This window comes from Aurantimonas manganoxydans SI85-9A1 (assembly GCF_000153465.1).
Classification (GTDB): Bacteria; Pseudomonadota; Alphaproteobacteria; order Rhizobiales; family Rhizobiaceae; genus Aurantimonas; species Aurantimonas manganoxydans.
Map to the genome: position 1 here is coordinate 3,613,154 of NZ_CH672387.1, position 12,111 is coordinate 3,625,264.

Genomic DNA, 12,111 nt, shown 5'->3' on the forward strand with positions numbered 1-12,111 from the left:
ATGCTACCGCACAGCAACGTTTTCGCGTCGGCCGCGCCATGATCGCGCGGCGAAGGTCTCGGCCCGCCGCCGCGGCACCAGGGCGAGCAGGCTGAAGCCGCGAAAGCCGAGAAAGGCGAGGAGCGCCAGCCACAGGCCCGTATTGCCGTAGATCGGCGTCAGCGCGTAGGCGGCGGCCGCGAAGGCGAGGAAGGCGGCGATCATCATGTTGCGCATAGTCTGCGACCAGGTGGCGCCGATGAACACACCGTCCATGATGAAGGCCAGCGCGCCGGCAACCGGCGTCAGCGCCGCGAACGGCAGATAGTCCGTGGCCATCTGCCGCACCGCCGGGTCCGTCGTCAGGGCGGCGATCAACGCCTCGCCGGCGAAGAGGAACACCGCCGAGACCACCAGCGACACGGCCATGCCCCACAAGATGGTGAGGCGGACGGCGCGGTCGAAGGCCGGCCTGTAGCGCGCCCCGACCGAGCGTCCGACCAGTTGCTCGGTGGCCGTCGCCATGCCGTCGAGAAAATAGCTGCCGACCGCGAAGAAGTTCATCAGGATGCCATTGGCCGCCAGCACCAGCGTGCCGAACTGGGCCCCGAGCCGCGCGAACAGCATGAAGGCGCCGAGCAGACAGAAGGAGCGGATCATGATGTCGCGATTGACCGCGATCATCCGCACGAAGCCGGCCCGCTCGAAGACCCGCGAACGAGATGGCCGGTCGGCGGCGTCGAAACGCTGCAAGACGACGAGGAAACCGACAAGGGCGCCGATCGCCTCGCCGCAGACCGTGCCGACGGCGACGCCGGCAATGCCGTATTCCATCACCAGGCCGAACAGGATCGACAGGGCGATGTTGCTGCCGTTGACGACGAATTGCAGCGCGAGCCCCAGGCCGCCCCGGCCGCAGCCCAGCACATGGCCGAGAATGGCGTAGTTGAGAAAGGCGAAGGGCGCCGAGAACATCCGCACGAAGACGTAGAGCCCGGTCGCGGCAACGACCCCCCGCCCCGGCGCGATGGCCAGACGGCCGAGCCCGGTGATCAGCGGCTCGGCGGCGATCAGCCCGGCACCGATCAGCAGCGACAGCACGACCGAGCGCCAGAACACCGCCTGCACCTCGCGGCCGTTCTCCTCGCCCGCCGCCTGCGCCGTCAGCCCGGTCGTGCCGGAGCGCAGGAAATTGAACGTTGCGAAGGCGAAATCGAAGATCAGCGCACCGACCGCAAGGCCTCCGAGCGCCGTTGCATCGCCGATCCGCCCGACCACCGCCGTATCGGTCAGCCCGATCAGCGGGGTCGTCAGGAAGGCCAGCGTCATCGGCAGGGTGATCTTCCAGACATCGCGATGGGTGACCGCGAAGGGGCGCGAGCGCAGCGTCTGCCCACCCGGCTCCGTACCGCCGCCGCGCCTGTCGTCCTGATCGATCATCTCGTGCATAGGCGGCAGGTTGCACCGGCATCGCAGGCACGCAAGCGAAACCTTGCCGCGGTGAATCCCGGCGAGGCCGCCCTAGCTTGTCGCCGAATGCCTCTTCCGATCATCCACCATCCCGCCTTCGACGCGGATTTCGATGCCGCGCACCGGTTTCCGATGTCGAAATTCTCGCGGCTCGCCGAAATCCTCGTCGAGGACGGGCTCGTCGCGCCCGGCGGCTACCACGAACCGGCCCCGGCTCCGCAGAACTGGCTGCGGCTGGCCCATGACCCGCTCTATGTCGACCAGGTGCTGTTTTCGGCAGTGCCGCCGCAGATGGAGAAGGCGATCGGCTTCCGGGTGGACGAGAAGGTGGCGCTGCGCTCGCGCTGTGCCACCGGCGGCACGGTGCTGACCGCCCATCTGGCGCTCGTCGAGGGGCTCGCCTGCAACACGGCCGGCGGCAGCCATCATGCGGCGCGGGACTGCGGCGCCGGCTTCTCGGTGTTCAACGACGTGGCGGTGGCCGCGTCGCTCCTCCTGGCCGACGGCGATGCCGGCCGCGTCCTGATCGTCGATTGCGACGTCCACCAGGGTGACGGCACGGCCCGCATCTTCGAGAACGAGCGGCGGGTCTTCACCCTGTCGCTGCACGGCGCCAGGAACTATCCGGTGCGCAAGGCGCAGTCCGATCTCGACGTGCCGCTGGCGGACGGCACCGGCGACGCCGACTATCTCGACGCCCTCGTGCCGGCGCTGGCCGAAGGTCTCCGCCGCTCGCTCCCCGACATCGTCTTCTACAATGCCGGGGTCGACCCGCACGAAGACGACCGGCTCGGCCGTCTGGCGCTGAGCGATGCCGGCCTTGCCGAGCGCGACCGCACGGTGATCGGGACCTGCCGCGACGTCGGCATCCCCGTCGCCTGCGTCATCGGCGGCGGCTATTCCCGCGACATCGACGCCCTCGCCCACCGCCATTCGATCCTGCACCGGGTGGCCTGGGAGTTCGCCTGAGCCTGCCCTGCGTGGCGCCCCTAGCGGCGGCCCATCGTCAGCAGCCGCGAGATGATGAAGATCGGGATGACGATGGCCGCGCCGAGCAGGAAGTAGTCCAGCGCCCGGTCGAGCGAGCCAAAGATGTTGTACCAGAGCCAGTCGAACAGGCCGACGAACCAGTCGATCACGTCGGCGGGGCTCCAGGACAGCCAGGACAGGATCACGCCGACGACGATCGACAGCAGGATCAGCCGCATGATCACGCCGAGCGGCGAGCCACCGAGAAACCTGTTCACCCGTTCCGACATGTTGCACCGCTCCGCTGCGTCCCTGCCCGGCAGGTAGGCGGTCGCGCCCCCCCGCACAAGCCCGCAGAACCGGTCAGCCGGCGTGCAGCCCGGTCCCGGCGACCCCGCTGCGCCCTATTCCGGCATCGGCTCGGGCAGCATCGCCTGCAGGGTTTCCAGCCGGTCCGCCTCGAAGGCCGGCTTGTCCCATCGCAGCCGCGAGACGCGCGGAAAGCGCATGGCGACGCCGCTCTTGTGGCGGCTCGAGCGGGCCAGCCCCTCGAAGGCGACTTCCAGGACGAGGCCGTGATCGGGCTCGGCCCGCACCGAACGCACCGGGCCGAAGCGCTCGATCGTGTTGTCGCGGACATATTTGTCGAGCTGCTTCAGCTCCTCGTCGGTGAAGCCGAAATAGGCCTTGCCCACCGGCACCAGTTCGGGATCGTCCATTGGCCCGGTCCAGACGCCGAACGTGTAGTCGGAATAGAAGCTCGACCGTTTGCCGTGGCCGCGCTGGGCATACATCAGCACCGCGTCGACCAGATGCGGGTCCTGCTTCCACTTGAACCATGGCCCCTTCGGCCGCCCCGGCACATAGGTCGAGTCCCAGCGCTTCAGCATCACGCCCTCGATCACCGGATGGGGCGGACCGGCACGCAGGCGAGCGAGTTCGTCGAAATCGGAAAAGTCGAGGAAGGGCGAGACGTCGAAGCGGGTCGGCTCAAGGCCGGCGACGAAGCGGTCCAGCCGCTTGCGGCGCTCGGCGAAGGGCAGCGCCCGCAGATCCTCGTCGCCGTCCTGCAACAGATCGTAGGTCCGCAGGAACACCGGATAGCGCTTCAGGACGGCGGCCGAGACCGTCTTGCGGTTCAGGCGCTGCTGCAGGTCGGAGAAGGTGCCGACGACGATGTCGTCGCGCGGCGCCCCCTCATGCGCCTCCACCTTCGGCTTGCCGCCACTCTGGGATTGCGGCGTGGCGACCAGCAACTCGCCGTCGAGCGCGCCCTCATAGGTCATGAAGTCGAGAAGGTCGGGAAAGGCGTTGGAGATGTCGTCGCCGGTGCGCGAATACAGCCGCCGCGTGCCGTTCTCCGCCGTCGCCTGGACGCGGATGCCGTCCCATTTCCACTCCGCTGCATAGGTCTCGGGATCGATGCGGCCGTAATCCGGCTCCTCCAGCGCCTGCGACAGCATCACCGGGCGGAACGGCGAGGCCGCCGCCGAGACCGGCTTGTCGTCGCGCCCTTCCAGCCAGGCGAACAGGCTCTCATAGGGCAGTTCCAGCCCGTGCCAGAGCTCCTCGATCTCGGCCACCGGCCGGTCGCCGAACTCGGCCAGCGCCTGCTTGGCGAGGCGCGAGGAGACGCCGATGCGCATGGCGCCGGTGACGAGCTTCAACAGCGCGTAGCGGCCCGAGGAATCCAGCCGGTCGAGCCAGGCCTCGACGAGCGCCGGGCCGTCCTTGCGGGTCGCGGCGTCCAGCGTCTCCACCACTTCCGCCAGCGTCGGCGGATCGGCCGGACGGGCAGCGCCATCCAGCGGCGACGGCCAGACCAGGGCGATGGTTTCGGCCAGATCGCCGACATAATCGTAGGAATAGCCGAACAGCACCGCGTCCATGCGGCTCGCCATCAATTCGCGCAGCATGGCCGGCTTGACGCTGCGCACGTCGAGATCGCCGGTGATCGCCGCCAGCGCATAGCCGCGCTCGGGATCGGGCACCTGGCGGAAGAAATCCACCATCAGGCGCAGCTTGCCGTTGCGCGACGGGGTCAGGACCAGGCGGTCGAGGAGTTCGGCAAAGCGCTTCATGGAGTCCCGGAACGGCTGCGGATCGGCGATGGCGGGGCACATAGGGCGCGGCCGCCGGGTCGCATCGTCCCCAAGGCAGCGCACGCCACCTCCAACTGGCTCAAACGGCGGTCGCCGGCATCTTGCGGGCACCGCGCACGCTGCGCAGCCGCAGATGGTGGCGGGCGGTGAAGACGGCGTCGGCCTCCATGCCCGGCTCGCGCAGCAGCCATTCCAGATAGGCGTCCGGCACCTCGGCCAAAGCGACGCCCTTGTGGCGGCCGAAGCGCAGCCGCGCCAGCAGCGCCGGTTCGTGCGAGACCCGCTCGGCCCGCTCCAGAAAATCGTCGACATCGTGGCAGCGCGGCATCAGCGTCGCCGCGATGGTCCGCAAAAGCACCGCCGTGCAGACCGCGTCGTAGAGCGCGCGGTGCGGATGCAGCCCCTCCAGCATCGGCCGCACCTCGGACAAGTCGAGCGGCACATATTTGACCAGGCTCTGCAGGCCATGCGCCCGCACCTGCGGAAACGCCCGCAGCGCCAGCTTGTAGGTGCACAGCCAGCGTCCGGTCAGCCGCAGGCGCGAGCGATCGAAGCTGGCACGCTGGGCGGCATAGAGCCCGGCCGACGCGAAGGGCCGGACCGCCTCGGCGAATGGCGGCGCGCCGTCCAGCATGGCGTCGCTGATCTGGTGGACCCTGCGGGCATGCGGATTGATCGCGACGCCGGCGGGATCGCACAAGGTCTGCAGCGGGTTGCCGATCACCCCGGTCGCCAGATCCACGTCGATCGAGCCGATCTCGATGACCGCGTCATCTTCCAGCCGGTGGCCCGCCGTCTCCACGTCGATGACGCGGACAATCGTCGGCCCGGGCTCAGCGAAAAGCGAGGGCGTGGTCGGCACGGGCGGGAACAGGTCGGACATCGCCGCCAAGATCGGTCGTCGCGGGCCGGCGCGCAAGGTGGTGCGACCGCCTGTCCGTCTAAGCGGTGCCCTGCCCGGAGGATGGCGTAGCCGAACACGCGCCGGGCCATGGCGAACCGCCCGATCTTTGCAGGCCGCGAGCGATCTGCTACGACCTCTCGCTCTTACGTTTACGTCAAAATCATAGGTGTGATCCTGGCCCTCCCCACGCTTCTCGAAGGTCGCCTGCGGCTGCCGGTCATCGCCGCGCCGCTGTTCATCATCTCGCATCCGGCGCTGGTCATCGCCCAGGCCAAAGCCGGCATCGTCGGCGCCTTTCCGGCGCTGAACGCCCGGCCGGCGGCCCAGCTCGACGAATGGCTCTGCGAGATCGAGGAGGCGCTGGCCGCCCACGACCGCGCGCATCCCGAGCGGCCGGCCGCGCCCTTCGCCGTCAACCAGATCGTCCACCGCTCCAACACGCGGCTGGAGGAGGATCTCGCCGTCTGCGTCGAGCACAAGGTGCCGATCGTCATCACCTCGCTGGGCGCGCGGCCCGAGGTGAACGAGGCGGTGCATTCCTATGGCGGCATTGTGCTGCACGACGTCATCGACGACCGCTTCGCCCGCAAGGCGATCGAGAAGGGCGCCGACGGCCTGATCGCGGTGGCGGCCGGTGCCGGCGGCCATGCCGGCACCCTGTCGCCCTTCGCGCTGATCCAGGAAATCCGCCAATGGTTCGACGGCCCGGTGTTCCTGTCTGGCGCGATCGCCACCGGCGACGCGGTGCTGGCCGCGCAAGCCATGGGCGCCGATGGTGGCTATATCGGCTCGGCCTTCATCGCCACCGACGAGGCGCGGGCGGCCGAGGACTACAAGCAGGGTATCGCCCGTGGCCGGGCGAGCGACATCGTCTATACCGACCTCTTCACGGGCATCCACGGCAACTACCTGCGCGAATCCATCGTGGCCGCCGGCCTCGACCCGGACGCCCTGCCCGGAAGCGATCCCAGCCAGATGGATTTCGGCGGCAGCGCCAAGCCCAAGGCCTGGAAGGAGATCTGGGGCTCGGGCCAGGGCATCGGCGCGGTGCGCTCGGTCGGTCCGGCCAGCGACCTGGTCGATCGCCTCGCCACCGAATACGAGGCCGCCAGGCGCCGCATCTGCGGCTGAAACGCTGTCCAAAACCCACCGGCGGGTGGCGCATCGCACAATCGTGCCGCGCCGCCGTCCCATGTCGCTTTCCCGCTTGAACCCGACCGCGTTTCCCGCTATCAGGGCGCCGTCCGCGGATTTCGATCCGATCCGGACCGTGCCGCTTTAGCTCAGTTGGTAGAGCACGTCATTCGTAATGACGGGGTCGCGTGTTCGAGTCACGCAAGCGGCACCATTTCTTCCCTTCAAATCTACGATGCCTGATATGCTGCCGATGCTTGTCGCGGGGCAGCAAGCGGCTGTCCGGCATCAGCGCCTCGGCGCTACCACGCGGCACGCCGCGCCGCGACACCGCGCATGTCGTTGATGTCGCTGTCCCGCGACAGCAATCCGCGTCCACGCCGCAACATCCCGTAAACGACTGTTGTGATATCGAACTGTCATCGTCACAACGATCAGAATGGCTGATGCTGCGTCACACCGAGCCCGTCGAGGTCTATAAAGCTCTGGTCGCGGCGCTGGCCGACAATCTTCTGCCCATCGCCGCGATCGGCGCGACATTCTTCAGCATCGGCTTCTACGCCTATCTCGAAACTGGCGCCGTCGGGGCGCTCGCCATCACGGTCTTCGGGGTCGTGGCCTCGATCGGCAAGGCGCTGTTCATCCTGTTCCATCGACGGATCATCGCCCGGCGTGAGCCCACGCTCTGTGACATCCGAAAATTCGAAGCCGGACACGCGATCACGACGTGGTGCATGGCCGCGCCGATGGGCGCGCTGGGCGCGTTGCTGTTCTCCCTGCCCGACCTGTCGCTGCATGTCGTTGCGACGGCGCTGGTGTTCGGCTACTGCGCCGGCGTCGCAACCCGGATCTCGGTGCGTCCGAAGATCGCAACGGGGGCGGTGCTCCTGACGGCGGCCCCGGCGATCGCCTCGGCGGCGTTCCACATCGAGGATGCCCGGCTTCTCACCGGCGCCGTGTTCCTGATGTTCCTGATCAGCGCGCTTGAAACCATCGCGCATCTCCACCGCAGTGCCTGCCGCCTGATCACCATGCGCCTGCAGATGGCAACGCTGGCACGGCGCGATCCGCTGACCGAACTCTCCAACCGTCTCGGGCTGCGCGAAGCGTACGACGCCCTGCCCCGGGAGGATCGCAGCCGGGTCGCCGTTCACGTCTTCGATCTCGATGGCTTCAAGGCGGTGAACGACGCCTTCGGGCATGCCACCGGGGACCGGCTCCTGCAGGAGGTGGCCGGCCGCCTGCGTCGGATCGTCGGACAGGGGGACATCGTCGCCCGCATCGGCGGCGACGAGTTCGTGGTCGTCCAGCCCGGCCTCAAGGATCCGGCAGCCCCGGACGCGCTCGCCCAGCGCATTCACGCCGGCCTGAGCGAAGCTTATCGGATCGACGGCGGGCAGACGATCCGGGTGGGCCTCAGCCTCGGCTACAGTATCGCATCGTCTGACACCGCCTCCCTCGACGCGCTGCTTCGCGACGCCGATGCGACCTCCTACGCGGTCAAGCGGGACGGCGGCGGTTTTCGCGCGCATCGCGAGGGCTCGCGCAGCATGCCGCAGAGCTTGCCGACCGATGCGATCGTGGCCGGACCGCAGGCGGTCGCGACGGCCTGACGGGCCCCCGCTCACGCAGACCCGCGTTCGAGAGAGCGGGCGGTCGTGCAATCGCGGGCCGCGCCCATCTCATGGCCTGCCGGAAAGACCGCCACAGGCCTTTCCAAGCGCAACGCAGGCTATCGCCCACGCGGCGCGATCATCCCCGCGCACCGCCGCCGGCCGGCCGACCCTCGACCACCGGCACCGGGGACGGCTGGGCGCGGCGCGACCAGCTGCGGGGCTTGGGACTGGCCATCCGCTGACCGAACAATTCGGTGGAGAAGGGTTCCGGCGTCCACAGCGCGCGGCGCAGGGCGTCGGCTTCGGCGCGCTCGGCCTCGATGCGGTTCCAGCGGGGTTCGTCCACCGGCTCCGCCGCTGTCACCGGGTTGCGCGCGGCCATGATCAGGTTGGCCTCGGCCCAGTGTTCATGCTCGCGCCCGGTCGGCCGGCCCTCGCGTTCCCAGATTTCATAGGCCAGCCTGCGCACGGCCTCCGCGTCGTCGATCCTGACCATGTCTCGTCTCCAAACATTTTGAAACGGAACTAGGATTCGCATTCAGCGAAGCAGGAGACTGCGACAGGGAAATGACGTTAGCCGCACATTCATCCGACCTGCGACGCGGAACCTGCAACATCTGTCGAGACGTCCCGGCCGCCGGACCCGCAAAGGGTTCGACGCGCGGCCACCGACATGACCGACATAGGGCCGCACATGTCGCCGGGAAGCCTGGCCGCCCAGAAACCTTGCGCGGCCAGGCGTGCATCGTCCACCCCGTTTCCAGGGGAGAGCGGCGTCAGGCCGAGGCTGGCCGCAGGGTCGAAACGACGTCGCCGAGCGCGTCGAGGCGATCCACGACCGCATCCGCGCCGAGAGCGTCGGCGGCGATGCTCGTATAACCGCCCCGCAGGACCACGACCGCCATGCCGGCGGCCTTCGCGGCGGCCACGTCGTTCTCGCTGTCGCCGACAAAGACGACCTGGCCGACGGCGAGGCCCAGGCGCTCGCAGGCCAAAAGCAACAGGCCCGGCTCCGGCTTCTTCGCCGGGCCGGCATCGCCGCCGACCACCACCTGCATCAGTTCCGACAGGCCGAAATGGCTGAGGATCTCGCGCGTCGCGGCTTCGGGCTTGTTCGTGACGACACCGATCGGGGTGCCGGCGTCGACCAGGGCGCGGGTCGCCTCGCTGGCGCCGGCGGTCAGCGTCGTCAACTCGGTGGCACGCGGCTCGTAGATCGCCAGGAAGCGCGCGACCACGCGTTCGCGCTCGGCCGGGTCGATGCTCTTGCCGAGTCCCTCCCAGGCGCGCTCGATGAGCACCGGCACGCCGCGGCCGACCATGCGGGTCACCGCCTCCAGCGTGAAGGGCGGCTCGCCATAGCTTGCCAGCGTCTCGTTCAGCGCGGCGTGGATGTCGGGGGCAGAATCGACGAGGGTGCCGTCGAGATCGAAGAGGACCGCCTGCGGCCAGCGTCCGGCCATCAGACGGTTTCCTTCCATTTGATCGAACAGCCGATGGAGGGGATCTGCTCGGCCGGGCCCTTGCCGGTCTCGGCGACCTGGCGCATGGCGTCGAAGAGATCGCGCGCCGTGCCCTCGGGCGCGACGACCTTGCGCGAGGCATCGATGCGGCCGCGATATTGCAAGCCGAGATCGCCGTTGAAGCCGAAGAAATCCGGCGTGCAGACCGCGCCATAGGCCCGGGCGACGCTCTGGTCCTCGTCGTAGAGATACGGGAACGGGAAATCGTGCTGGCGGGCGAAATCCTGCATCCGCTCGAAGGAATCGTCGGGGAAGCGCTCGGCATCGTTGGAGGAGATCGCCACCGTGCCGATGCCCAGCTCCGCCAGTTCGGCCGCGTCGCGCACCAGCCGCTCGATCATCGCCTTCACATAGGGGCAGTGATTGCAGATGAAGGCGACCAGCAGGCCGTTCTCGCGCTTGTGGTCGAAGATGCGATGCTGCTTGCCGTCGACGCCGATGAGTTCGGCGTCGATCGCCTTCCAGCCGAAGTCGCAGATCGATGGCTGTGCGGCCATGGTTCGTCCTTCTCGCTTCGGGCGCCCGCCCGAGACCTAGGGGAAACGCGCCGGAAAATCGAGTCGGACCACCGGCCGGCGGTTCAGATCGCCGTCAGGCCGCCATCGACGGGAATGGCCGCGCCGGTCATGAAGCCATTGGCCGGGTCGGCCGCAAACAGCACCGCCGTCACCACCTCGTCGATCTCGGCGAGCCGGCGCATCGGAATGCCGCGGACGATCTTCTGCTCGGCCTCGCTCGGCTCCGTCGCACCGGCCAGCGATCCCGGCGCACCCAGCACCATGGCAGTGCGGGCAAAGGACGGGCAGACGGCGTTGATGCGCAGGCCGCGGCTGGCGTTTTCGGCGGCGGCGGATTTCGTCAGGCCGATCACGCCGTGCTTTGCGGCGGCATAGACCGACAGAAGCGGCGCCCCGCCGAGCCCCGCCACCGAGGCGACGTTGACGATCGCAGCCTTGGTGCCGTCGCGGGCAAAGCGCGCATTCATCGCCGCGATCTGGTGCTTCATGGCGAAGAACACCCCCATCAAATCGACGGCGATCACCCGCTCGGCCTCTTCGGCGCTGATCTCCTGCAGCCGCCTGTATTCATGGGCGATGCCGGCATTGTTGATGGCGATGTCGAGGCCGCAGAAACGCTCGGTCGCCAGATCCACGAGCGCCGATGCCGTCGCCTCGCGCGAGACGTCGCCGGCCAGCGTCGCGATGTCCGTGCCGGTGAGTTCGGCGGCGAGGGCTTCGAGCGAGCCTTCGTCCCGATCGGTGAGGACCAGCCGCGCCCCTTCGGCGGCGAGCGCCGTGGCGATCGAGCGGCCGAAACCGCCGGCCGCTCCCGAAACGAGAACCGCCCTGCCCGCAAAGCGCGCCATCAGGCTTCCTTCTCGATCAGGTCGATTGCGAGCTGCGCCAGGACCGGCACGTTGCGGCCATAGACCTTGGCCTTCTCCGGATTGGAGGCATTGCCCTGGGTGTAGCGCTTGAAGACGCCCTGCAGGATCGCCGCGAGCCGGAAGAAGGAGAAGGCGACATAGAACGGCCAGTGGTCGATGCCGTCGATGCCGCGCCGCTCGCAATAGCGCGCCACATACTGCTCCTCGGTCGGAATGCCGAGGGCGGTCCGGTCGAGGTCGCCCAGCCCCTTGAAGGAGCCGGCATTGGGCAGGCGCCACTGCATGCACTGGTAGGACAGATCGGCCAGCGGGTGGCCGAGGGTCGACAATTCCCAGTCGAGAACCGCCAGGATCGTCGGCTCATTCTTGGCGAAGATCATGTTGTCGAGACGGAAATCGCCATGGACGAGGCCGGACGCGCCGTCATCGGGCGGCAGGTTCTTCTCCAGCCAGGCGATCAGCTCGTCCATCGCCGGGATCGGGTCGATTTTCGACTGCCGGTACTGCTCGGTCCAGCGCGAGAGCTGGCGCTCGAAATAGCTTCCCGGCCGGCCGAAATCGGCGAGACCCACCGAATCCACATCCACCGAATGCAGCGCCGCCAGCGCGGCATTCATGGCGTCGTAGATCGCCCCGCGTTCCTCGGGGGTGGCGATTTCCGGCAGGGCCGGGTCCCAGAAGATGCGGCCGTCGCAATGCTCCATGACGAAGAAGGTCCGGCCGAGCGGCGACTGGCTCTGCGTCGCCAGATGCAGCATGCGCGGCACCGGCACGTTGCTGCCGGCGAGCGCCTGCATGACGCGGAACTCGCGGTCCACCTGATGGGCGGATTTCAGCAATTCGCCCGGCGGCTTGGCGCGCAGGACATAGGTGCCGCTCTCGGCGTCGAGCCTCCAGGTGGGGTTCGACTGCCCCGCCTGGAACTTGACCATCCGTTCGAGCCCGTGGAAGCCCTCCACATGCTCTTCCAGATACTGGCCGAGCGCCGCTTCGTCGATCGTCCGGTCGTCGCCGTCAGTCGTCATCG

General features: G+C 68.5%; 12 protein-coding genes and 1 tRNA gene. 4 read left to right on the top strand and 9 right to left on the bottom strand.

The window, feature by feature from the left end:
* Positions 1-3 precede the first annotated feature (3 nt).
* Positions 4-1,419, bottom strand: a complete 1,416-nt coding sequence (locus tag SI859A1_RS16975) for an MATE family efflux transporter (RefSeq protein ID WP_050767732.1) — start codon at positions 1,417-1,419, stop codon at positions 4-6.
* Between the two features lie 96 nt (positions 1,420-1,515).
* Between SI859A1_RS16975 and SI859A1_RS16980 the strand changes: the two genes are divergently transcribed.
* Positions 1,516-2,418 carry a histone deacetylase family protein gene (locus SI859A1_RS16980; RefSeq protein ID WP_009210922.1) on the top strand — a complete coding sequence of 301 codons (903 nt, stop codon included), beginning with the start codon at positions 1,516-1,518 and terminating at the stop codon, positions 2,416-2,418.
* A gap of 20 nt (positions 2,419-2,438) precedes the next feature.
* Here SI859A1_RS16980 and SI859A1_RS16985 read toward each other — a convergent pair whose 3' ends face one another.
* From SI859A1_RS16985 to SI859A1_RS16995, 3 genes are all read right to left on the bottom strand, one after another.
* Entirely contained in the window at positions 2,439-2,708 is a 270-nt protein-coding gene (locus tag SI859A1_RS16985; protein WP_040325948.1) for a DUF6460 domain-containing protein, read from the bottom strand.
* A 114-nt stretch (positions 2,709-2,822) separates the two neighbouring features.
* Positions 2,823-4,499, bottom strand: a complete 1,677-nt coding sequence (locus SI859A1_RS16990) for a cisplatin damage response ATP-dependent DNA ligase (protein ID WP_009210923.1) — start codon at positions 4,497-4,499, stop codon at positions 2,823-2,825.
* A gap of 100 nt (positions 4,500-4,599) precedes the next feature.
* Positions 4,600-5,403, bottom strand: a complete 804-nt coding sequence (locus SI859A1_RS16995) for an exonuclease domain-containing protein (protein ID WP_040325949.1) — start codon at positions 5,401-5,403, stop codon at positions 4,600-4,602.
* Positions 5,404-5,598: 195 nt separating this feature from the next.
* On the opposite strand from SI859A1_RS16995, the gene SI859A1_RS17000 reads away from it, so the two are divergent.
* The 3 genes from SI859A1_RS17000 (at position 5,599) to SI859A1_RS20475 (ending at position 8,171) form a co-directional block, all read left to right on the top strand.
* Complete coding sequence (locus SI859A1_RS17000) at positions 5,599-6,555, top strand: NAD(P)H-dependent flavin oxidoreductase (protein ID WP_040326697.1); 957 nt, start codon at positions 5,599-5,601, stop codon at positions 6,553-6,555.
* Positions 6,556-6,696: 141 nt separating this feature from the next.
* A tRNA-Thr gene (locus SI859A1_RS17005) sits at positions 6,697-6,772 on the top strand.
* Positions 6,747-8,171 (top strand): GGDEF domain-containing protein, encoded by a 1,425-nt coding sequence (locus SI859A1_RS20475; RefSeq protein ID WP_148233882.1) that lies wholly within the window; start codon positions 6,747-6,749, stop codon positions 8,169-8,171. Before SI859A1_RS17005 ends, SI859A1_RS20475 begins: the two co-directional genes overlap by 26 nt.
* A gap of 139 nt (positions 8,172-8,310) precedes the next feature.
* On the opposite strand, the gene SI859A1_RS17015 is transcribed toward SI859A1_RS20475, so the two are convergent.
* From SI859A1_RS17015 to SI859A1_RS17035, 5 genes are all read right to left on the bottom strand, one after another.
* Positions 8,311-8,670, bottom strand: a complete 360-nt coding sequence (locus tag SI859A1_RS17015; RefSeq protein WP_040325950.1) for a DUF2934 domain-containing protein — start codon at positions 8,668-8,670, stop codon at positions 8,311-8,313.
* A gap of 280 nt (positions 8,671-8,950) precedes the next feature.
* Positions 8,951-9,637 carry a phosphoglycolate phosphatase gene (gene gph / locus SI859A1_RS17020; protein WP_009210928.1) on the bottom strand — a complete coding sequence of 229 codons (687 nt, stop codon included), beginning with the start codon at positions 9,635-9,637 and terminating at the stop codon, positions 8,951-8,953.
* Complete coding sequence (locus tag SI859A1_RS17025; protein ID WP_009210929.1) at positions 9,637-10,194, bottom strand: thioredoxin family protein; 558 nt, start codon at positions 10,192-10,194, stop codon at positions 9,637-9,639. The genes gph and SI859A1_RS17025 overlap by 1 nt, the downstream gene beginning before the upstream one ends.
* Positions 10,195-10,277: 83 nt before the next feature.
* On the bottom strand, positions 10,278-11,063 hold the full coding sequence (locus tag SI859A1_RS17030) for an SDR family NAD(P)-dependent oxidoreductase (RefSeq protein ID WP_009210930.1): 786 nt from the start codon (positions 11,061-11,063) through the stop codon (positions 10,278-10,280).
* Entirely contained in the window at positions 11,063-12,109 is a 1,047-nt protein-coding gene (locus SI859A1_RS17035; protein ID WP_009210931.1) for a phosphotransferase, read from the bottom strand. The genes SI859A1_RS17030 and SI859A1_RS17035 overlap by 1 nt, the downstream gene beginning before the upstream one ends.
* Positions 12,110-12,111 lie beyond the last annotated feature (2 nt).